Below are 21,304 nucleotides of genomic sequence, written 5' to 3' on the forward strand. Positions count from 1 at the left end.
CATGGACGTTCGTCAGTTTGCCTTCCTGGCCCGCCAGCCCTCCGCCGCCCTGCAATCGCGTGATTCGTTCTGGGGCCTGTCCAAGCGTGGCTTGGCGTTCATCCTGGCCAACGTGATGTTCTGGCAGCCGCTGGTGGTGATGGCCGACGGCATCGTGGTCAACGGCAGCGGCACCACGCTCGGCCAGGCGGGCAATGGCGTGCTTGTCGTCAACATCGCCGCGCCCAATGGCGGCGGGTTGTCCCACAACAAGTTCAGCGACTACAACGTCGGCCAGCAGGGCGTGATCCTCAACAACGCCACCGACCGTACCCAGTCCACGCAACTGGGCGGGATCATCCTCGGCAACCCCAACCTGGGGGGCCGTGCGGCCAATGTGATCCTCAACGAGGTCAACGGCGGCAGCCCCAGCCAGCTCAAGGGCTACACCGAAGTGGCGGGGCAATCGGCCCATGTGATCGTCGCCAACCCCTACGGCGTCACCTGCAATGGCTGCGGCTTCATCAACACCCCGAAAACCACCCTGACCACCGGCAAGCCGGTGATCGAGAATGGTCAGCTGCAGCGCTACCAGGTGGACCAGGGCAGCGTGGCCATCGAAGGTGCAGGGCTCAACGCGAGCAATATCGACCAGTTCGAGATAATCACCCGCAGCGCCAAGGTCAACGCCCAGATCCAGGCCCGGCACCTGGCGCTGGTCACGGGCGCCAACGACGTCGACGCCCAGACCCTCAAGGTCACCGCCCGGGCCGCCAACCCGGCGGATGCACCGCAACTGGCCATCGACTCCTCGGCCCTGGGCGGCATGTACGCCGGGGCGATCAAGCTGGTGGGCACCGAAGCCGGCGTGGGGGTGAAGCTCGACGGCAAGCTGATCGCCAGCGGTGGCGATATCCAGCTCGACGCCAACGGCCAGTTGCGCATGGTGGAGGTCACTGCCGAGAAAGGCGCGGTGGCGATCAAGGCCGGCAGCCTGGAGGCCCGGGGTGCGGTGTACGCCGGCAGAGATCTCAAGGTGCAGACCCAGGGCGATCTGAACAACCACAGCACCCTGGTGGCGGCCAACCGCGTCGACCTCGGCAGTGCCGGACAGTTGAACAACCAGGGGATCATCGAGGCCGGGGTCAACCTCGACAACAGCCGCAATCCAGGCGGCGATGTCACGCTGACTGCGCAGACCCTGAACAACACTGGCAAGAGCGTAGTGGCCAGCCGCGATCTGACGGTCACTGCATCCCAGACCTTGAACAACCAGGGCGGCACTCTGAGCGGTCAGCGCCAGGTGAGGGTCAGTGCCGGTGTCCTGGATAACCAGAAGCAGGGCCGAGTGCTCAGCGGCGATGGCCTGCAACTCGATTCCGACCAGGTGCACAACGGCCAGGGCGGCTTGATCAAGAGCCAGCGTTTGCTCAAGGCCAACCTTGGTCACTTGGGCAACAGTGGCGGTGAGTTGTCCAGCCAGGGCGACGGCACCCTGGTGCTGGCTGGTATGGACAACCTCACCGGCGTGGTGCTGGCGCAACAGACCCTGGCCATTACCGGCAGCGCCGAGCTGGACAACCAGGGTGGCCTGCTCTCGGGCTGGCAGGGCCTGAGCCTCAAGGGCACGGGTTTGAACAACAGCAACAAGGGCACCGTCTCCAGCCTCAAGGGCAGCGTCGACGTCACCCTCCGCGACGCCTTGAACAACAGCCAGGGCGGTGCCCTGGTCAGCCATCAAACCCTGGACATCAAGGCCGCCAGTCTCGACAACAGTCAGCAGGGCGTGATCTCCAGCGCTGGCGAACAAAGCCTCGAGCTCCGCGACTTGCTGGATAACAGCCAGGGCGGTTCCATCGACAGCGCCACGGCCCTGACCCTGCATGCCACGGCCCTGGGCAACCAGGGCGGCACGCTCAAAGCTGCCGGCGACCTGGTGTTCATCGGCAGCGACCTGGACAACAGCCACGGCTCCTTCTCCGGCAAGGGTGCCGTCACGCTTGATCTGCTGGGACGCTTGATCAACAACCAGGGCACTCTGTCGGCCGCAGGCTCTTTGCTGCTCAAGCGCAGCGCTGCGGTTGAAAACCAGGGCGGTGAGCTTTCCAGTCAACAGTGGTTGCGGCTGTTCACCGGACGACTGGACAACCGCCAGAAAGGTCGGGTAGCGGCCAATGACTCGGTGCTGGTCAGCATCACAGGCCAAGTGCAGAACGGCGACGGCGGGGAAATTCTCAGTCGCCAGGCCGGCCTGCAGATCAATGCCGGACGCCTGGACAACACCAAGGGCCTGCTGCAGGCCAAGAGCACCCTGGGCCTGGAGGTGACGACCGATGCCGGCAACCGGGGCGGGCAGGTCATTGCCCAGCAAGGCGACCTGACGCTCAAGGCGGCGAGTTTCGACAACAACGCGGGCAAGGTTTCGGCCCTCAACGGCGGCGCCACCTTTGAAACCGCTGCCGATGGCCGCCTCGACAACCACGACGGCGCGCTCTTCGCCCAGCAGGCGCTGCATATCAGCGCCAAGGACCTGGACAACAACGCCGGCCAGATCAGCGCCCGGCAGATCGAGCTGGAGCTGGCTGGCGCCCTGGACAACCGTCAGGGCCTGATCGAAAGCCGCAGCACCTTGGCGACCGCTGCCGCCAGCCTGGACAACCAGCGCGGGCAACTGCGGGCCCTGGGCCTGGCCAGCACGACCCGTTTCAGCATCGGTGGCACCTTCGACAACCGTGACGGTTCCCTTGAGACCGCCAACAACGACCTGGCCTTCTCTGCCGGGGGCTTCAACAATCGCGGCGGCAGCCTGCTGCACAGTGGCCGTGGAGTGTTCGGCATCTCCATGGCTAACCTCGAGGACGTCGGCGGCCGCCTGAAGACCGCCGGCCACCTGAGCCTGGAGGCCGAGCGCTGGACCAACAGCAGCTCGATCCAGGCCGACAGGTTGCAGGTCAGGGTCGATCACCTGACCCAGACCGCCGACGGCCAGCTCCTGGCAGGCAACGGTCTGACCGGCAGCGGTATCCACTGGAGCAACGATGGCCTGATTGGCAGTGACGCGGCGCTCAATGTCCAACTCAGTGGCGATTACAGCGGCAAGGGTCGCCTGAGCAGCCTTGGGCAACTGGATCTGCACGCAGCCCAACTGGACCTGGCAGCTAGCGCCAGCATCGCTGGCGGCGCCAACGGCACTCTGAAGATCGACGGCGCGCTGAATAGCGCCGGGCGCATCACCGCCAGCCAGAAGTTGCTGCTCAACGCCGCCAGCATCAACAACCTCGGCACCCTGGGCAGTGGTGAAGACCTGAGCCTCAACGCCGTCGCCCTGGTCAACGACCATGGCCTGATCTCCAGCGGCGGCAATATGCAGCTGCTGACCACGAGCTTCACCAACCGCTATGCCCAGGCGTACAGCCTGGGCAACATGCTGATTGCCAAGGACGACCGGCAAGCCAGGGCCGACCTGCTGGACAACCGCTCCGGGGATATCGAAAGCCTGGGCAAATTGACCATCGCCGCCAGCACCCTCAACAACGTCAGGGACGTGCTGCAGTACATCGAGCACGAGAAGAGCGCAGCCAGCATCACTCGTTTGTCTTGCGCCATGATCCCCGGCGCCGGCTGCGACGATCGCGGCGGTGGCCGCATCAACGGCCTGTGGGAAGTGGCCGAGACCGATCGCCTGCGTGTGACCGACAGCAGTGCCGCCGCCAGCCTCAACAGCGGCGCCGACTTGCAGATCGATACCCAGGTACTGACCAACACCAGCAGCCTGATCACTGCGGCCGGTGATATCGACATCACGGCCCAGACCGTTCACAACCAGGGCCTGCAACCCCAGGAAATCACCAACCTGCGGCGCTACTGGAGCTTCGTCAACGAAACCGGCACCGCCGCAGCCCTAGCCGCCGCGTTCAACGCCCGCAACAACCCGACGCCTTCGAGCAGCTTCGCTTCCGACCTCAGCGCCTTCATTGCCTGGACCGGGGTGATGCTGTCCTCCAGCAGCAAGGTGGTGGACGGCGACCAATCCTTCGCCGCCACCATCCAGGCCGGTGGCAAGGTCAACCTCAAGGCTGACCAGACCCTTGACAACAGTGTGATCCGCTCCTTCTACGAGTACGTCGGCGCCGGCAAGCCCCTGACCGACACAGGCGTTGGCAACGGCTACTCGACGGCAATCCGGATCAACCCGCAACTGCCCCCGGAACTGGCCCTGCAACAGGTCAACCCCCTGGAGCTGCCGGGTTTCACCCTGCCCACCGGCGGCAACGGCCTGTTCCGCCTCAGTGGCCAGGGCAGCACCTTGGTCCAGGCCCCGGCGCCTGCGCAAATCGCCGGCCTGCCGGACGCCGCGAGCCTGTCCCGGCCGCACAAGTACCTGATCGAAACCAATCCGGTGCTGACCGATCTCAAGCAGTTCATGAGCTCGGACTACCTGTTGTCCAACCTGGGCTACAACCCTGATGAAAGCGCCAAGCGCCTGGGCGACGGTTTCTACGAACAGAAGCTGATCCAGCAAGCGGTAACCGCCCGCACCGGCCAGCGCTTCATCAATGGCCAGGACACCGACGAGAAGCTGTTCAAGTACCTGATGGACAACGCCATCCAGAGCAAGCAGCAGCTCAACCTGGCAGTTGGGGTGAGCCTGACCTCCGAGCAGGTGGCGGCCCTGACCCACGACATCGTCTGGTTGGAAAATGCCGAAGTGAACGGCGAGCAGGTGCTGGTGCCGGTGCTCTACCTGGCCCACTCCAACAACCGCCTGGCGCCCAATGGCGCGCTGATCGCCGGCAGCGACCTGAACCTGATCGCCGGGAAGAACCTGGACAATGCCGGCACCTTACGCGCGGCCAATGATCTGTCGGCGGTGGCGGGACAGAACCTGGTCAACAGCGGCCTGGTGGAGGCTGGCAACCGCCTCGATCTGCTGGCGGGCAACAACCTGGTGAACCAGGCTGGAGGCATCATCGCTGGCCGTGATGTGAACCTCACCGCGACCCGGGGCGACGTGCTCAACGAGCGCACCTTGACCAGCCACCAGAGCAGCAACGGCAGCTACGCCCAGCAACGGGATTTCGTCGACAACGCGGCCAGGGTGGAGGCTGCGAACAACCTGGTCATCAACGCCGGACGCGACCTGAACAACAACGGCGGTGTGCTCAAGAGCGGTGCGGATACCAGCCTCAAGGCGGGGCGTGACGTCAACCTCAGCGCGGTGGAGCAGGTGGTCGGCAACGACCGGGGCACACGCTACAACGACCTGAGCGTGACCCAGAACGGCTCCAGCTTGCAGTCCGGGCGTGATCTTGCGATCAGCGCAGGGCGCGACATCACCGCCATCGCCAGCCAGATCGAGGCCAAGCGCGATGTGACAATGTCGGCCACGGAAAACCTGAACCTGCTTTCAGCCGCCAATGAGCAGCACTCGGCGAGCAAGACCAAGAAGGTGATGAGCCAGGAGGATCATGTTCAGCAGGTGTCGACCACCCTGGCCGCTGGCGGCAATGTCACGCTCAAGGCCGGTGAAGATCTGCAATTGATTGCCAGCCGGGTGACGGCGGGGAATGAAGCTTATTTGTATGCCGTGGGTGATGTGAACCTGGATGCGGCCCAGAACAGTGACTACAGCTACTACCGCAAGACCAAGACCAGTAGCTCAGGGCTTTCCAGCACTCAGAAAACACGTATCGACAGCAGCAGTTCAACCACGCAGGAGGGATCCTCCGTCAGTGGCGATAAAGTGGTTGTGCGCGCTGGGCAGGATATCGGCGTTACTGCCAGCAATGTCGTATCCACCCAATCCACCAGCCTGGTCGCTGGGCGCAATGTCGCCATCGACAGTGCTACGCAAACCAGTGAAGAAAGTCATTCGACGTCGAAGAAGAAATCCGGCCTGTTGAGCAGTGGCGGTATCGGCTTCACCTTGGGATCGTCTTCGCTTCAGAACACCTCGACCAGCTCCAGCGAGAATGCCAAGGTCAGTACCATCGGCAGTGTGCTGGGCAACGTCGATATCCAGGCCGGCAAGGACCTGGGCATAAAAGGATCTGACGTCGTCGCCGGCAAGGACATCAACCTCGTTGGGCAGAATGTCAGCATCCTTGCGGCGGAGAATCACAACCGCAGCGAGCAGACCTCCAAGAGCAAGACCAGCGGCCTGACCCTGGCTCTTTCCGGCACCGTTGGCAGCGCTATCGATACGGCGTACCAGACAACCAAGCAAGCCAAGGAAGAAGACGACAGTCGGCTCTCTGCCCTGCAAGGCATAAAGGCCGGCCTTACAGGTATCCAGGCCTGGCAGGCAGCGCAGCAAAATGGCGGGATGAACGCTGACAATGTGGGGCAGTTCGTTGGCATCAGCCTGTCCCTTGGGTCGCAGAAGTCCAGTTCCAAGCAAACCCAGGAACAGACAGTGAGCCAGGGGAGCAGCCTGAATGCGGGAGGAAGTCTCAGCATTCTGGCTACCGGCAAGGAGAGTCTTGGAAGCGATGGCGACATCAATGTTCATGGCAGCAAGTTGCAGGCTGCCAAGGACCTCAAACTCGTAGCCAATCGCGATATCAATCTGGATGCCGCGGCAAATACCCAAAGGCTGGATGGCAAGAACAGCAGCAGCGGTGGCGCCGTTGGGGCGAGCATCGGATTTGGCTCCAGTGGTGCCGGGCTGAGCATCTTCGCCAACGGCAACAAGGGAGCGGGTAATGAGAAAGGCAACGGTACTACCTGGACCGAAACCACCCTAGACGCCGGTAACCACGCCAGCCTGGTCAGTGGCCGGGATGCCACGCTCAAGGGCGCGCAGGTCAACGCCGACAAGATCACCGCCAATGTAGGACGTGACCTCACACTGCAAAGCTTGCAGGACACAGACAACTACAAGTCCAAACAGAGCAATGTCAGCGCAGGGGCGAGCTTTACGATTGGCACGATGACGGGCAGCGGGTCCCTCAGTGTCAGCCAGAGCAAGATCGACTCCAAATACCAGAGCGTGCAGGAGCAAACCGGGCTGTTTGCCGGTAAGGGCGGCTATCAGGTTGAGGTAGGCAAGCACACTCAACTTGATGGCAGTGTTATTGCCAGTACAGCAGAAGCCGACAAGAACCGGCTGAGTACTGGCACCTTGGGTTGGAGTGACCTCAAGAACAAGGCCGATTACACAAGCCAGATCCAGAGCGCCAGCGTCAGCAGCGGCAACGGCGGTACGGACGGTTTTATCAGCAATATGCCCAGTGGCACGTTGATCGCCTACAACCACAGTGGCAGTGCCAGCGGCACTACTTCATCGGCGATCTCCAACGGCACTCTGGAAATCCGTGACCCCAGCCTGCAGAAGCAAGACGTAACCACCCTCAGCCATGACGTCGAACATGCCAACGGCAGCATCAGTCCGATCTTCGATAAGGAGAAGGAGCAGAAGCGCCTGCGGCAGGTGCAGTTGATTGGCGAGATTGGCACTCAGGTGACGGACATCGTTCGTACCGAAGGTCAGCTTAAGGCCGACAAAGATGCGAGCGATGAGCTGGAGAAACTAGGCATCCATCGACCTGGAAAAAATGCCAGCAAAGAGGAGGTCGATAACTACCAGCAGAAGTTGATTGCCACTGATGCGTACCAACGGATCATGGGCAAGTACGGTACCGGTGGTGACTACCAGCGCGTCGCGCAAGCGGTAACGGCGGCCCTGCAAGGGCTGGCAGGCGGGGACATTGGCTCGGCACTTGCTGGTGCCTCCGCACCGTATCTGGCACAGCTCATCAAGAAAACCACGGGCGACAATACAGCCCTCAACGCCATGGCTCACGCAGTGCTGGGAGCCGCGGTAGCCCAGGCCCAAGGTAACTCGGCAATAGCGGGCGCCGCAGGAGCGGCAGGTGGAGAGCTGGCAGCTCGATTGATCACCCAGCAGTTGTACGGCACCAGCGATACCAGCTCCCTCAGCGAAGAACAAAAGCAGACAGTGGCCGCGCTATCGACGTTAGCCGCTGGGCTCGCGGGGGGAATTGCCAAGGGCGATAGCGCGGGTGCTATTGCGGGTGCTGGGGCTGGCAAGAATGCTGTGGAGAACAACTTATTAGCGAATAAGTACGGCGTCGACAAGTTGAATGAAGCCAGCTTGGTAGCGCTTCATGAAAAACTGGTGGCCGCAAAAATCGGCGGTATGAACGACTTGCAGGACAAGTTTTCTGCCTGTGCTGGAGATGGAGGTTGTGAGCGTGCGGTACGCAATGAGTACCGGCAGCGGGAAAAAGAGTCTGGAGAAAACCTGGTTGCGTTGTATCAGGCAGGAGGACTAAGCCAAGAGGAGTTGAATCTTCTTTTTGGAAAATATGCACGCATCATGATGGAGGGTGCGAAAGAAGGGCAATTGAGTTCGGGTTGGGGCGGGATTCTGGAGATATCTATACCCTCAACGGAAATGACTGGACTCCCATTGGAACCATCAGCAACCCGTATCTGGCTCTGGTCAGAAGCAGTGAGCAGATTGCCGAGTGGAAAAAGCAGGGTTTAAGTGACGAAAAAATTCGTGAGCTATCTCTTAAGGACGGTGTTATCAGTTCGGTCCTGGCTCCCGTAGATGTTAATGGTGTCACGAACCTACTAAATAATGGCGCCTCAAAGGAGGAGCTCATCCGGTTTGCCATGATTGCCGCTTTTGGCAGGGCGGCCAGTGGTAGCAGTAAGCTTTCAAAGGTTACAGACGGATCGAGTGGATCTGGGGGGCAAGCGGCAAAAGCAAACATAAATATTGCTAAGGACTTTATTAGTAAACCTCAGTCCATCTGGGGGCGTTCGGCAGATGAAATAGCAAATGACTTCAGAGCCGCCGGCTATGAGATAAATGTGCGTCAATCTACTCGTGGTTCTGGTCAGGCTCTAATTGTGGAGGTAAAAGGGCATCCCCAAATTTCGCAAATCCAGGTTCACCCTGGTGGAGGTCGGCATGAAGGAGCTTATTATAAAGTCTCTACGACAACAGAGGGGACTATAAAGGTAGTTGATCCTTCTACTTATAAGCCGACTCCAGGAGAGAAGGCTAAGATTGTTTCTGGAGGTTAGTTTTATGTTGTCTAAGTTAAAGTGGATAATTCAAGCTTTGGCTGTTCCAGCAGCTGAGCAGGTGCGTCTATTTCCGGACTTTGTTAATGTTGCAGACGAGCTTGCATTGATTTGGGAAGAGGTCCTAGATGGTCGTGAGCTTTGGGAGTCTATGGTGTCTGCAGATATTGTCTTAGCAGTTCGAAAACTAGACGATAAAATTTTATCTATTAGTGGCGAGTCTAATTCGCAAGTTTGGGCTGAGAAGGCTTTGTATGAGTCTAACCACTGGGAGGAAATAAGAGGGCTGGCTGTAGTGGTGGCTGAAAAGATGAACTGGCCTATTAATTCGCCTGGAGCCGCTGAAGGTATCTATATCGGGCCATAAAGGGGAATTGCTGTGCGGAAAAAGGAACTGCAACGGTTAGAAGTGAGTTGACTCCTGTATTTAAGGACGCTGATACAGGCTTAAATTCAATTAATCCCGTTGTCTCCAACAATAGAGGCAGGATTCAGGGGCAGGGTCTTGATCCAGACAAAGGAAAGTTTGTGTTGCATGAAAGTCAGGCGGTAGTTTAGTTGGAGAAGTCCTTGAGTGGGCCCTGAAAAGGGTTGACCCACTGATGGTGTCAGGACAGAAGAACCCCGATTTCGTGTTTGTTGATGGTCCTTATGCAGGTAAAACTGTGGACTTCATGTGGACTGATGCTGCCAAGTCTGGGCAGATAAACCAGTTTTTCTCCAATAATGCTGTGCAAAACCAACGGCAGCTAATTCTTCATGTTGAAAAGGCTGATATTGTTCCGCTGGACTATAGAAATTTAACCCCCGCCAACCAAAATATGGTTAATTCATGGATTAAGGGGCTCGCTCCTAAGCAACAGAGCAAGATTCTTATTTTGAGGTGATTTTATGGCGATGTTTATTTCTATTGGGGAAGGTGGTGGGCCGCCAGGTGCTGGGTGGTCCACTTCTGGCGGGGTTTTTGACTGTGTTGTTGAAGCCACAAGAAAATTATTCAAAGATGACGAACATTGCTGCCTGAAAGCAATATATACGCCTCTTGATGAGCAGGGGCAGAACTTTATTGTTTTGGATTATGTGGATGTGAGTTGCTTTAACCTGTTTTATTCTTATTGCAATAGGGCGATGGAAGAGTTCCCTCTTTCAGAAAGGGCAAAGATTGTTCCTGAAAGCCACATTCCTGGAATTCTATGGAACTGGTCAGAGGTTCTAAGGATCATGAGGGAAGACCCTAGATATAGAGAGTCGCTGTAAATAAGAAACCCCAGCAATGAGCTGGGGCTTTTTCTTGTCTGCGATTTACCGCTGCCGCGCTCGCTTCACTCCGCCGTAATCACCAAACAGCCCTTCATCACCCGCACTTTCACGCGCTCGTTCACTTCAAACCCCGCCTGGCGTAACCACAGCCCGCGTAACCTGATCCAGGGCACGGGGCAGGCGGTAAGCCCAGGCCCAAGGTAACTCGGCAATAGCGGGCGCCGCAGGAGCGGCAGGTGGAGAGCTGGCAGCTCGATTGATCACCCAGCAGTTGTACGGCACCAGCGATACCAGCTCCCTCAGCGAAGAACAAAAGCAGACAGTGGCCGCGCTATCGACGTTAGCCGCTGGGCTCGTTTGATGGAGTTCAATTTGTTATTGGCTACCCTCCAGCGGAGGGTGATGTTGTTATTGTTAGCGAGGGAATTTGTTATCGCTATGTAAGGCTTGCCTGTGAACGTTATCTAAAATTTCATCCTGAGGATACTGATAAGGTTAATGAATTATTATTGGGGTTGCCTGCATAACGCTAATCAGATTTTTTGCGGCTACGTTTTGGCTTAAATATGGTTTTTCTTCCGAGGTCATAAAATATAAAGATGCAAAAGGAACTCCAACGGCTGAACGTGAACTGACTTCTGTATTTAAGGACGCTGATACAGGCTTAAATTCAATTAATCCCGTCGTCGCCAACAGTAGAGGCAGGATTCAGGAGCTGGGTTTTGATCCAGACAAAGGAAAGCTTGCGTTGCACGAAGGTCAGGCGGAAGTTTAATTGGAGAGTATCTTTGGCAGTACCTTGAAAGGTGTAGAGCCTATTCCTGGGCAGAAGAATCCTGACTTTATTTTCACCGACGGCCCATATCCTGGGAAAATGATCAATTTCATGTGGGCTGCCTCTACTAGGGCAGAATAGATGAATAGATTTTTCCCAAACAATGCTGATTGAAATCAAGCTCATCTAATAGAGCATATTAATAAGGCTGATATAGTTCTGTTGGGCTATAGAAATCTCACGCAGACAAATCAAAATGTGGTTAACGGCTGGATAAAATCTCTTCCTTAAGGTCAGAAAAATAAGATTTTAATACTTAGGTGAGTCGTTATGGGTATGTATATTGCTATTAGCAAAAATATAGGTTGGGGAACCTCCGGTGGCGTTTTTGATTGCATAGTCGAGGCAACTAGAAAGCAGTTTGGTAGTAGTCATACGGCTTGCATGAGTGAGATTTATAGGCCGCTAGAAGAACAGGGGCAGAGTTTTATCGCCTTAGATGAAGTGGATGCACATTGCTTCAAATTATTTTATAAAAATTGCAAGCGGGCTATGGATGAGTTTCCGAACTCTGAGCATGGGAAGTTTGTCCCCAGTGGCCATCTTCCTGGGATACTTTGGAACTGGTCAGAAATATTAAGGCTTATGAGTGAGGATCCTAGGTTTTTTGCGTGACAATACACGGCAGGTTCAGAAGCAACTATCGGTTATCACTACAATGCCGCCCGAGGTGGCGCTGACGACAATGCTCGACGAGCGGCAAACGTCCCGTGCCGATCGCTGGCCTGGCGCGCCAGGCGGTTTACGCAGCAGGGCCCGCCATGGGGTATTCGCGCTCCTGGGGTAGCAGGCGCCGCGCCTCTTCCAGGTCGCCAGCCAGCACCCGCTCATGGATGCGATGCGCCAGCGGCGTGACGTCGCTGATGCGCTGGATCCACTGGTTCACGTACAAGCCCACCGCTTCCTGGCCAAGGCCGATCTGGATGGCCCGGTGTTCCTGAGGCCGTAGGTGCAGGTCGCGTTCCGGGTCCCACTGGATGCGCACCGGCGACTGGTCTTTCAACTGCAACCATTGCTCCTTGCTCATCCCCTCCTCGGCGTGGCTCGGGCAGCTGTGGGCCAGGGCCCATTCGAAGCCTTCGCGGCTGATGTCGATGGCCAGGATGCGGCTCTGCCCAGCGTCTTTGAAGCCCCAGCCGGCGCGATACATCATCCAGAGGAAGGAGGGCTTTATCCAGGTCATGCGCTCCATCTTGAACGGTGGCGAGACGAAGGTGCCATGGGCCAGCGCCGCATCGGCAATGCTTGCCGAGTAGGCCTGGTAGACGCGCAGGGTGCTGGCGTCGTAGACCGCCCGGATCTGGCGCAGGGGGGGGTGTCGGCTGTTGCAGGCATGGTGTTTCCTTGTGAAAACGGGCGGCGCGGCTGCCGCCCAGGGTCGTTCAGAAGACGGCCTGCTGTTGCAGGCCCCGGGCGCTCACATCCAGCAGGTCGCCACTATCGCGCAGCAGTATGCTGCATGGCAGGGACGGTCCATCGACACCTCGGATATTCCCGAGTTGGACGAGGCGTTCTTTCGTCAGGCCGAGCTGTATCTGCCGGGCAAGAAGGCCGTGCCCCTCCTCCCGGATGCTCCTGTGCTGGGGTGGCTCAAGAGCCAGGGCGCAGGTTACTAGACGCGGATCAACCAGTTGCTGTGCCGGTACATGCAGGCCCACCGGGGCTGATTTCGGCGAAGGCGGACGGCGGCACGGTGGTCGTGGCTGGAAAATTCCACTTTTTTTAATTTACAACCACCCCTGCGCTCAAGCTCAATCTCCCACCGCGCCTTGCGTGAAGGGGCGCATTCATTCAAGCCGGCTATAGTCTGGTGCTTACCCCGTTTCCATCCGCAAAAAGGTGCTTTCGTATGTCTCGCTTTGCCTCCCGCAATACTTGGCTGGCCGCTGGTGCCGTGCTGTTGTGCCTGCAACTTCCCGTGCAGGCCCAGGAGCGTTTCACCCTGAATGTGCCCGGGGTGTCGGATGACCGGCTGTTCACCACCGGCAATGCCAGTGATGCCAAGGGCTGTGGCGGGCATAACAACTCCCCGGCGCTGAGCTGGACCGCAGGCCCTGCCGGGACCTTGAGCTACGCCATCGTCATGCACGATCCGGATGGCGCCAAGGGCCAGGGTGTCGATCACTGGGTGCACTACGGCCTCAAGGCCAGTACCCGGCAGCTCCCGGCCGGCGCCGGCACCAAGCCGAACCTGGAAGGCCTGGCCGGTATCAACAGCCGCAACAGCACCACCTACATGGGGCCGTGCCCGCCGGTGGGCGACAGCGCCCATCACTACATCATCCAGATCTTCGCCCTGGACCTGCCCCCCGAGGCCTTGCCTGCCGGGCTGACCCGCGCCCAGCTGCTGGAGAAGATCAACGGCCATGTACTGCGCAATAGCAGCGTGGTGCGCCGCTACTCGCGCTGACGAATTTTTTTCCGGGGGCTTAACCCGAATCGCCAAGGCGCTTCGTCTGAAGGGGGGAATGGATCATTTCTTCCCCGAGGTCAGCCCCCATGTTCCTTCCTCTGCATTTCCTTCGCCCGGCCACCCAGGGTTTCGCCATCGCTGGCCTGCTGCTGGCGATTGCCGGTTGCGGCGTGTCGTCCAAGCCTGAGGCCACTGCGGAGGCTGCGGCCCAGGGCACCCTGCAGGCGGCGCCTGAGGCCCAGTACGATATGCCGCGTGCCGATACGTCCCTGGCCAAGCGTGGCCTGCGCCCGGTATCGATGATCGCGCCCATGCCGGCGCCGGCGGTGTACCGCGAGTCATTCCAGGTCTACCGGGACGAGCCGCGCGAGCAGTACCAGGCCCTGCCGGACAACCCGATCCACAGCGTGGCCGAGGCCCCGGTATCGACCTTCAGCGTCGACGTGGACACCGGCGCCTACGCCAACGTCCGCCGCCTGCTCAACCAGGGCAGCCTGCCGCCCGAAGGCGCGGTGCGCCTGGAAGAACTGGTCAACTACTTCCCCTACGACTACGCCTTGCCCAGCGATGGCTCGCCCTTCGGCGTGACCACCGAGCTGGCGCCCACGCCGTGGAACCCCCATACCCGCTTGCTGCGCATCGGCATCAAGGCTTCGGATCGCGCAGTGGCCCAGTTGGCCCCGGCCAACCTGGTGTTCCTGGTGGATGTCTCCGGCTCCATGGACCGTCGCGAAGGCCTGCCCCTGGTCAAGAGCACCCTCAAGCTGCTGGTGGACCAACTGCGCGACCAGGATCGGGTATCGCTGGTGGTCTATGCCGGTGAATCGCGGGTGGTGCTCGAGCCCACCTCAGGTCGCGACAAGGCCAAGATCCGCAACGCCATCGACCAACTCACCGCCGGAGGTTCCACCGCTGGTGCCTCGGGTATCGAGATGGCCTACCAGATGGCCCAGCAGGGCTTCATCGACAAGGGCATCAACCGCATCCTGCTGGCCACCGACGGCGACTTCAACGTCGGGGTCAGCGACTTCGACAGCCTCAAGGCCATGGCGGCGCAGAAGCGCAAGAGCGGTGTGTCCCTCACCACCCTGGGTTTTGGCGTGGATAACTACAACGAGCACCTGATGGAGCAGCTGGCCGATGCCGGCGATGGCAACTACGCCTATATCGACAACCTGCGCGAGGCGCGCAAGGTGCTGGTGGACCAGCTCAGCTCGACCCTGGCGGTGGTGGCCAAGGACGTGAAGCTGCAAGTGGAATTCAACCCGGCCCAGGTCAGCGAATATCGCCTGCTGGGCTATGAGAACCGGGCGCTCAAGCGCGAAGACTTCAGCAACGACAAGGTCGATGCCGGGGAAATCGGCTCGGGGCATACCGTCACGGCGCTGTATGAAGTTGTCCCGGTGGGCGAGAAGGGCTGGCTGGAGCCGCTGCGCTACGGCCAGGCCAAGACTTCTGCCACCAGTGGCAAGGCCGATGAGCTGGCCATGCTGCGGGTGCGCTACAAGGCGCCGGAAGGGGGCAGCAGCCGGTTGATCGAGCGGCCGATCAGCACCCAGCAGCCGACGGAGCTGGCCAAGGCCAGCCCCGACCTGCGGTTTGCCGCTGCCGTGGCGGCGTTCTCCCAGCAGCTCAAGGACGGTCGCTACACCGCGGATTTCAGCCTGGCCGACACCGCCAAGTTGGCGCGGGGCGCCAAGGGCGATGACCCCTACGGATTGCGTGGTGAGTTCGTACAGCTGGTGGAGCTGGCGCAAAGCCTGCAAACTCAAGCCCCCAAAGATCGGGCGGCCGATGCGCTGGGCCAGCATGCCGTGCAAAGCCGCCTTGAGTAGAGCCATGACGAGCAGTGAACAGGAGTTCCAGCGCCCTATGTCTGCTCCCCATCCGTCCCCCGACGCCAGCAGCGACGAAGCGCTGCTGGCGCGTTATCGTGCTGGCGAAGGTGCGGCCTTCGAACTGCTGTACCAGCGCCATCGCCAGGGCCTGTACCGCTTCCTGCTCGGTTTGTCCGGCAAGGCGGAGCTGGCCGAAGAGGTCTACCAGGAAACCTGGCTCAGCCTGATCCGCAGCACCAGCGGGCCATCGGGCCGGGCCAGCTTCCGCACCTGGCTGTACCAGATTGCCCGCAATCGGTTGATCGACCACTGGCGCAAGCACGGTGTGCGCAACCCACTGCACGACAGCTATGACGAACAACTGCATGCCGAGGCTGACGAAACCCCAGGGCCCGAGCAGCAATTGAGCCTGTGCCGCGACCGGCAGCGCATCGAGGCGGCCCTGCAAGACCTGCCCGAAGACCAGCGTGAAGTGTTCCTGCTGCGGGCCCACGGCGAGCTGGAATTGCCGCAGATCGCCAGCCTGACCCAGGCACCGTTGGAGACGGTGAAGAGCCGTTTTCGTTATGCACTGAAAAAACTGCGTCGGCTCCTGGCCGAGGAGGTACTCACATGACTGACGCCCGACAGACCCCATCCGCCGAGGAGCAGATGCTGGCCCATGTGCGCGAGCACAGCGCCATGGAACCGCCCGCCCATCTCGACGCCCTGATCCTGGCTGCTGCCCGCCGCGAGGCTCCCGCCCCCCGTCCCGGGTGGTGGCAGCGCTGGCTGCAGGCCTGCCAGCGCCCGCGTTACCAGGTGGCCTTTGCCAGCCTGTTCGGCGTGGCCTTGATCATTGGTATGGTGCAGCGCACTCCGGAGCAGTACCCGACCCAGGTCTTCGCCCCGGTGCGAGCCCCGGCCCCGGTGCCTGCGCCAGCCAAGGCCAGGCCCCGGACCATGGAACAGGCCGAGATGGCCCCGGCACCAACCCCGGAACCGGCACCGGCCGAGACATCCGATGCCCTGAGCGCTCCCGCCCCGGCGGCGCCCACCAGCAGCTTCGCCATGGCACCGCACATGGACCGGCTCGAGGAACGGCTCGCGCAATCGGACGTCCCCACCGAGGCCCATGCATCGCACCTGGCCAAGCGCATGGCCGCGACGCTCGGTCCGAGCCCCATCGAGCGACTGGACCCGGTCCTGAAGGAGGTGTTGCGCCTGTGGGACGGCGGCCATAACCGAGAGGCGGCCGAGCTGTTGCTCAAGCTCTATGCCGCCTACCCGGACGAGGACCTGGACAGCCGCTTGCACGCCTTGCGTCGGCGGTGAGGCACAAGGATTGGCCCTCAAGGCGGAAAACGCGCACTATCGTGGCCGTTTCCAGAACTTGAGAGGCCGTCCATGGCACCTCGCATCGACCGCATTGCGGCAATGTTGAACTGCCCGATCAAGGGCGCACAGATCCGTCAGGCCATCAAGGAGAGTCGCAAGGACTTCGACCTTGAACAGGCCGAAGAGGACGATGCCGAAGCGCTGGCGCCGCAGGCCCAGGCGAACCCGCCGGCCAAGGCCGACGAGGCTCAATGAGCCCGGCAGCCTGAACCTTCAGGAAGGCATGGCAGGCAGGTCAAGGAACTCGGCGCAGGCGCCATCCGCACTCATGCGCCGGGCCCGCTCCGGCAGCAGCCGATGGTGGTTTTCCACTTGCCAGCGATACCAGCTCAGGCGTTGGACGATCCGCCGCTTGCAGGCCGGCGGCAGTTGCCCCAGCAGGTCGGCGCTGCCAGGCGCCAGGTGGGCTCGGGTCGAGTAGTAGTTGAACAGGTTTTCCCGCAGGCCGAAGCAGTCTTCCAGGGTTTGCTCGATGCTGTAGGCGTACAGCTCGAAGCTGGCACTGAGCTGCTGCGCGCCGTCGGCGTTGTCGCGCAGGTAGCTGAAGATTCCCGGCCAGTTGATGCAGTACAGGTGCTCATCCCAATCGCCGTCCCGGGTCAGGTACTGGCCCTGGCCACGAAAGAACTGCAGCACTTCCTGGCGCTCCAGCGCCTCTTCAAAGTTGCTTTTCATCTTGTGTTCCCTTGACCTGGGCAATGCTCACAGATAGCGCCACGCATTCGATCACGCTGTCGAAGCCGATCTCCAGGCGCACGTAGTAACCGGGGTTCAAGCGCGTGAGCTGGGTGCGCATGGGCCCATCGAAGCGTGTGCCGCTCATGGCCAGCTCGCTGATGCCCTGGATTTCCAGCACCAAGCGGCAATGGCTTGGCCCTGGCGAGCTGTTCCAGCTGGCGGGCAGCAGTTGGCGGGGCAGCTCCCCGGACAGGGCCAGGTGCAGTCGCTCGCCGTGGAACTGTGGGCCGGGCGTCTCCAGTTCGTAGGGCGTGGCGGCGAGGCCGAATTGCGCTTTCCAGGCCTCGGGGTTATCGACGCTGAACAGCCAGTCGCGGCTGCCGCGATCCCGTTCGGCAATTTCCTGGCATTGCTTGAGCGAGGGCAGCTGCGCACGGGCCAGGTCGTCGTGCCACAGCTCGCGGGCAGCACGCAGCAGGCGCTGGAAAAACTCGCGGCTATCGATCACTCGCTCCGGCCAACCACTGGGCCACTGCGGGTCTTCGTAGTCGTCCTCGGGCGGTTCCCAGACCTGCCCGAAGTCGTAGTGCGCATCGGCCACGGCCGCTTGCAGCGCCAGGACCCGCTGCTGTCGATGCCGGAAGTTCTCGCGCACATCGTCCCGCGCCAGGCAATAGCGGCGGATCAACTGCTCACGGTCGTCGGGATCATTGGGGTCATAGCGGCTCAACTCGGCATCCAGCGCCTCGGGCATGCGGTAGCCGGTGAAACAGGCGATCCAGCTCTGCAAGGTTGGCTGGTACGGTTGGTCGAGCAAGGGGTGGCGCAGCATCGGGACCTCCTGTCCTGGGGGCGAGGAATGTAGCAAGTTGCCCACCGCCTGGGCAGGCCCGGGTGGCCATGCCCTTGTCGTCCGATCTTGGCCGGGCCAACAAAAAAGCCCCGGGCCATGGGCCTGGGGCTTTCTCGTTGAAGCTGGCGCACTCGGCGGGATTCGAACCCACGACCCCTGCCTTCGGAGGGCAGTACTCTATCCAGCTGAGCTACGAGTGCAGTGCGGGCGACATCATACCTATGTCGATCCAAGGCGTCCACGCTGGTTTTCATGCGCGTGTGGTTGCCGGTCGCGATCCCCGGAAACCCCGGGGCCGGCGGTAGTTTTTCCCGCTGAATCGTCCTCGCGCCTCCGCGCACCCTGCAGCCATGTCCGTGCGATCACGGGGCACAGGGAGGTGCGGGGATGAACTGTTCCATGCAAGGGGAGCTGTCGGCGGCGTTGGCGGACCATCTGTTCGAGTCCAGTTGGCGGGCGGTGCTGCCCGGTTTGCAGCGCCGTGCCCGGCAGTTGGCACGAGGCAATGCCGATGGTGCCCAGGAGTGGCTGGCAGCCACGGCGATCAAGGCCCTGCTGTTCTTTCGCCGGTCGCCGGAGCGGATCCGCGACCCCCAGGGTTTCCTGTTCCTGGTCCTGGAGCATGTGTTTCTCGACAGCTGCCGGCGGCGGACCCGGGAGCAGCGGTTGTTCGTCGACCTGAGCGATGTCGAGCAAGACCCCTTGCAGCAACTGGAAGCCCCGCAGATCTCGGTGCTCGAGCATGTGGAACTGCAAGAAACCCTGGCCCAGCTCAGCCGACGGGTGGCGCAGTTGCCCCTCAAGAAGCGCAGGCTGTTTGAACTAAAGTTCATCGAGGATCTGCCCTACCCGCACATCGCCGCCGAGCTGGGTATCAACCAGCCCCTGGTCCGCAAGCATGTGCAATTGCTGCGCGAGCAGCTGCGCTGAAGTTCGACGAGGATTCACAACTGGCGCGCCGGAGCGTTTTCTTTCAGTGAGCCTGTTTTCGACGCTGTAGCCGGCGCCGCCGCCCCTGCGGTGGGCCATTCCATCTAAGGAGAGATGTATGCCAGATCCAATGGTCAACTCGCAGATCACCGATGCCGTCACCCAGACCAACGTCAAGGTGGTGGCCGAGGCGCCCGCCCAGTCCATTGCCTCGCTGTACCAGGTGGCCAGCCATTCCGCGGGCTTGTCGTTGCAGAACGCGGTCAACAGCCAGCAGGCGCTGAACCAGATCTCCAACGCGGTGGTGTCCAAGGCCGTGGCCCTGATCATGGCGATCGGCGAGTAGGGCTGATGGCCCGGGAGAAGCGTCATGGCTTGGTTCAAGAAGAAAACCCCGCGTGCGGCTGAAGTCGGTGCAAACCCCGACCCCGTGATAACGCTAGAGCCGGCCCCGCAAAAGGCGCCGGACCCGGCGCCACAGCCTGAGCCGGCCCCGCAAGTGCCGCCGTCCACGGGCGGCGACAAAGTCTCGATCATGGGGATGTTGAACGATCAGTTGCTCAAGAAGGCCAACAACCCGGACACCGGCAACACCTCTGCCTTGAACAGCCAGATCGTGCAGGCGGTGCAGTTCACCAATGCCGAGGCCTTCAGCTATGCCCCGGCGCAGATCGCCGTGCCTCCGGACATGATGATCAGCCAGGCGGCCGGCCTGGTGGCGCAGTCGGCCGCCGGTTATTTCGATGGGGTCAGCAAGCTGGCCCTGGCGGCCCAGGCGGTGCTGATCAAGCAGATGACCGAAAACATCGTCAAGGAAAACGTCACGGGGGCCGCCGAGGATGCATTGGGCGTGCTGGCCACCGACTTGATGGTGGGGGCTGCGGCGGCAGTGGCTGCGGCGGCCGGGGCGATGGAAGCCGATGCCGCGGCCGGGGCCATCGACAAGATCGACGCCAGCATCGCCAAGTACGCCGACACCCTGGCCAACCGTTCGGCATCCTGAACACCGCTCCCCGGGCGTGCAAGACGTCCGGGGAGGTTGTACTTGGGCCCGCGTGGGCTCTTTTTTCATCCCGGGCGCTGAAGCCCGATCAAGCCGACTACCAAGGCTTCAGCGCCATTCATCGACAAGGAGCATGAGATGGCGAATGAAGACCTAAATGCGTTGGAAATGATCCAGCGTTTTGCCGAAGCCTACCTGAATCGCCCGCTGACCCAGGTCGAAAGCCAGGTGCTCGATGCGTTCATCCGCGACAAGCCCCTGGACTTTTCCCAGAACGCCCAGCAGAGCATCGAGCAGGCCCGCAAGCAGGCCATGGAACTGATCCGCTCCGACAGCCAGCGCACCCGCAGCATTCTCGAGCAGGTGACCAGCCCCAGGGCCAACGACAGGGCCGACCCCCAGGCCCGGGAGTTGGTGCTCTCGCAGTTGCTCGCGGCCATCGCGGCCCAGGGCCAGGCGGTGCCACCTGCGCCACCTGCGCCTGCAGGCCCAGCGGACGATCCGGCGCTCAAGGCGATGCTCAGCACCATGGTGCAGGCCGAGGTCAAGAGTGTGATCGAGAAACAGATGGCCGAACTCTCGCGGCAGGTCGAGCAAGCGCTCAAGCAGCTCAATGCCTCCGGCGGCAAGCCAGGGGGGCGTTGACGGCGGATCACCGGTACCCGGCCCCGTTCACAGTCCCCTGGCTGCCACGTTCACTCAATGACACGGAATGCTCCGTGTGCCAAACAAAGGAAGTTGAGCCATGCCACTCGTAAATGAACAAATCACCGATGCCGTCACCCAGACCAACGTCAAAGTCGTCGCCGAAGCGCCGGCCATGGCGATGGGCACCATCTACCAATCCATGGCCCAGGCCACCGCGATCCTGTTCCAGAACTCGGTCTCGGCGCAGCAGCAGCAAAACACCCTGGCGCAGGCCGCGACCAACCAGGGCGTGATGCAGATCTACAGCGTCGACACCACCGCCGGTGCCGCGGCTACCGAGAAGGTCGCCCAGGGCGGGGTTGCCGACAACCTCACCAGCCTGCTGACGGTGCTCAAGTCCTTCCAGTCTTGAGGGCCTGACGGCTTAGCC

23 protein-coding genes and 1 tRNA gene are annotated in these 21,304 nt (G+C 60.9%); 19 read left to right on the plus strand and 5 right to left on the minus strand.

What is annotated here, in order from left to right:
• Position 1: 1 nt before the first annotated feature.
• The 5 genes from GDH07_RS22095 to GDH07_RS22115 all read left to right on the plus strand — a co-directional run bounded on the left by GDH07_RS22095 (position 2) and on the right by GDH07_RS22115 (position 10,296).
• Positions 2–8,491 carry a hemagglutinin repeat-containing protein gene (locus GDH07_RS22095; protein WP_152898938.1) on the plus strand — a complete coding sequence of 2,830 codons (8,490 nt, stop codon included), beginning with the start codon at positions 2–4 and terminating at the stop codon, positions 8,489–8,491.
• Between the two features lie 131 nt (positions 8,492–8,622).
• Complete coding sequence (locus tag GDH07_RS22100; RefSeq protein ID WP_152898939.1) at positions 8,623–9,039, plus strand: hypothetical protein; 417 nt, start codon at positions 8,623–8,625, stop codon at positions 9,037–9,039.
• A gap of 4 nt (positions 9,040–9,043) precedes the next feature.
• Positions 9,044–9,406, plus strand: coding sequence for a hypothetical protein (locus tag GDH07_RS22105; RefSeq protein ID WP_152898940.1), 363 nt, complete (start codon positions 9,044–9,046; stop codon positions 9,404–9,406).
• Positions 9,407–9,641: 235 nt separating this feature from the next.
• Positions 9,642–9,926, plus strand: coding sequence for a hypothetical protein (locus GDH07_RS22110; RefSeq protein WP_152898941.1), 285 nt, complete (start codon positions 9,642–9,644; stop codon positions 9,924–9,926).
• Positions 9,927–9,930: 4 nt separating this feature from the next.
• Positions 9,931–10,296 (plus strand): hypothetical protein, encoded by a 366-nt coding sequence (locus GDH07_RS22115; RefSeq protein ID WP_152898942.1) that lies wholly within the window; start codon positions 9,931–9,933, stop codon positions 10,294–10,296.
• A gap of 65 nt (positions 10,297–10,361) precedes the next feature.
• Here the strand turns inward: GDH07_RS22115 and GDH07_RS32925 are convergent, their stop codons facing one another.
• A complete protein-coding gene (locus GDH07_RS32925) occupies positions 10,362–10,472 on the minus strand; it encodes a SymE family type I addiction module toxin (RefSeq protein ID WP_164487260.1) in 111 nt (36 codons plus the stop codon).
• A 98-nt stretch (positions 10,473–10,570) separates the two neighbouring features.
• Here GDH07_RS32925 and GDH07_RS32575 point away from each other — a divergent pair, with 98 nt between their 5' ends.
• The 3 genes from GDH07_RS32575 (at position 10,571) to GDH07_RS22135 (ending at position 11,749) form a co-directional block, all read left to right on the plus strand.
• On the plus strand, positions 10,571–10,660 hold the full coding sequence (locus GDH07_RS32575) for a VENN motif pre-toxin domain-containing protein (RefSeq protein WP_246196022.1): 90 nt from the start codon (positions 10,571–10,573) through the stop codon (positions 10,658–10,660).
• Positions 10,647–10,826 (plus strand): ribonuclease toxin immunity protein CdiI, encoded by a 180-nt coding sequence (gene cdiI / locus GDH07_RS32930; protein WP_152899185.1) that lies wholly within the window; start codon positions 10,647–10,649, stop codon positions 10,824–10,826. Before GDH07_RS32575 ends, cdiI begins: the two co-directional genes overlap by 14 nt.
• A 578-nt stretch (positions 10,827–11,404) precedes the next feature.
• On the plus strand, positions 11,405–11,749 hold the full coding sequence (locus tag GDH07_RS22135) for a hypothetical protein (protein ID WP_152898943.1): 345 nt from the start codon (positions 11,405–11,407) through the stop codon (positions 11,747–11,749).
• A gap of 127 nt (positions 11,750–11,876) precedes the next feature.
• Here GDH07_RS22135 and GDH07_RS22140 read toward each other — a convergent pair whose 3' ends face one another.
• Positions 11,877–12,443, minus strand: a complete 567-nt coding sequence (locus GDH07_RS22140; protein WP_152898944.1) for a DUF4291 domain-containing protein — start codon at positions 12,441–12,443, stop codon at positions 11,877–11,879.
• Positions 12,444–12,555: 112 nt separating this feature from the next.
• On the opposite strand from GDH07_RS22140, the gene GDH07_RS32775 reads away from it, so the two are divergent.
• The 6 genes from GDH07_RS32775 (at position 12,556) to GDH07_RS22170 (ending at position 16,957) form a co-directional block, all read left to right on the plus strand.
• Positions 12,556–12,750: a hypothetical protein gene (locus GDH07_RS32775; protein ID WP_343038332.1), complete on the plus strand. Its 195-nt coding sequence runs from the start codon at positions 12,556–12,558 to the stop codon at positions 12,748–12,750.
• Between the two features lie 233 nt (positions 12,751–12,983).
• The gene (locus GDH07_RS22150; RefSeq protein WP_152898946.1) at positions 12,984–13,544 is read left to right on the plus strand and encodes a YbhB/YbcL family Raf kinase inhibitor-like protein; all 561 of its coding nucleotides are present in this window, start codon (positions 12,984–12,986) and stop codon (positions 13,542–13,544) included.
• Positions 13,545–13,633: 89 nt separating this feature from the next.
• Positions 13,634–15,382, plus strand: a complete 1,749-nt coding sequence (locus GDH07_RS22155) for a vWA domain-containing protein (RefSeq protein ID WP_053132882.1) — start codon at positions 13,634–13,636, stop codon at positions 15,380–15,382.
• Positions 15,383–15,419: 37 nt separating this feature from the next.
• Positions 15,420–16,001, plus strand: coding sequence for an RNA polymerase sigma factor (locus GDH07_RS22160; protein ID WP_152898947.1), 582 nt, complete (start codon positions 15,420–15,422; stop codon positions 15,999–16,001).
• Positions 15,998–16,699 (plus strand): hypothetical protein, encoded by a 702-nt coding sequence (locus tag GDH07_RS22165; protein ID WP_152898948.1) that lies wholly within the window; start codon positions 15,998–16,000, stop codon positions 16,697–16,699. The genes GDH07_RS22160 and GDH07_RS22165 overlap by 4 nt, the downstream gene beginning before the upstream one ends.
• A gap of 72 nt (positions 16,700–16,771) precedes the next feature.
• On the plus strand, positions 16,772–16,957 hold the full coding sequence (locus GDH07_RS22170) for a hypothetical protein (protein WP_152898949.1): 186 nt from the start codon (positions 16,772–16,774) through the stop codon (positions 16,955–16,957).
• A gap of 18 nt (positions 16,958–16,975) precedes the next feature.
• On the opposite strand, the gene GDH07_RS22175 is transcribed toward GDH07_RS22170, so the two are convergent.
• The 3 genes from GDH07_RS22175 to GDH07_RS22185 form a co-directional block, all read right to left on the minus strand.
• On the minus strand, positions 16,976–17,437 hold the full coding sequence (locus tag GDH07_RS22175) for a hypothetical protein (protein ID WP_022643479.1): 462 nt from the start codon (positions 17,435–17,437) through the stop codon (positions 16,976–16,978).
• Positions 17,421–18,272, minus strand: coding sequence for a hypothetical protein (locus GDH07_RS22180; RefSeq protein WP_152898950.1), 852 nt, complete (start codon positions 18,270–18,272; stop codon positions 17,421–17,423). The genes GDH07_RS22175 and GDH07_RS22180 overlap by 17 nt, the downstream gene beginning before the upstream one ends.
• A 144-nt stretch (positions 18,273–18,416) precedes the next feature.
• Positions 18,417–18,493, minus strand: a tRNA-Arg gene (locus GDH07_RS22185).
• 187 nt (positions 18,494–18,680) lie between these two features.
• Here GDH07_RS22185 and GDH07_RS22190 point away from each other — a divergent pair.
• From GDH07_RS22190 to GDH07_RS22210, 5 genes are all read left to right on the plus strand, one after another.
• Positions 18,681–19,223 carry an RNA polymerase sigma factor gene (locus GDH07_RS22190; RefSeq protein WP_022643481.1) on the plus strand — a complete coding sequence of 181 codons (543 nt, stop codon included), beginning with the start codon at positions 18,681–18,683 and terminating at the stop codon, positions 19,221–19,223.
• Positions 19,224–19,341: 118 nt separating this feature from the next.
• Positions 19,342–19,569, plus strand: a complete 228-nt coding sequence (locus GDH07_RS22195; protein ID WP_031321382.1) for a RebB family R body protein — start codon at positions 19,342–19,344, stop codon at positions 19,567–19,569.
• 24 nt (positions 19,570–19,593) lie between these two features.
• A complete protein-coding gene (locus tag GDH07_RS22200; protein WP_053132840.1) occupies positions 19,594–20,226 on the plus strand; it encodes a hypothetical protein in 633 nt (210 codons plus the stop codon).
• 138 nt (positions 20,227–20,364) lie between these two features.
• On the plus strand, positions 20,365–20,871 hold the full coding sequence (locus GDH07_RS22205) for a hypothetical protein (RefSeq protein ID WP_152898951.1): 507 nt from the start codon (positions 20,365–20,367) through the stop codon (positions 20,869–20,871).
• Positions 20,872–20,971: 100 nt separating this feature from the next.
• A complete protein-coding gene (locus GDH07_RS22210) occupies positions 20,972–21,286 on the plus strand; it encodes a RebB family R body protein (protein WP_022643485.1) in 315 nt (104 codons plus the stop codon).
• Positions 21,287–21,304 lie beyond the last annotated feature (18 nt).

This window comes from Pseudomonas piscis (assembly GCF_009380155.1).
GTDB lineage: Bacteria > Pseudomonadota > Gammaproteobacteria > Pseudomonadales > Pseudomonadaceae > Aquipseudomonas > Aquipseudomonas piscis.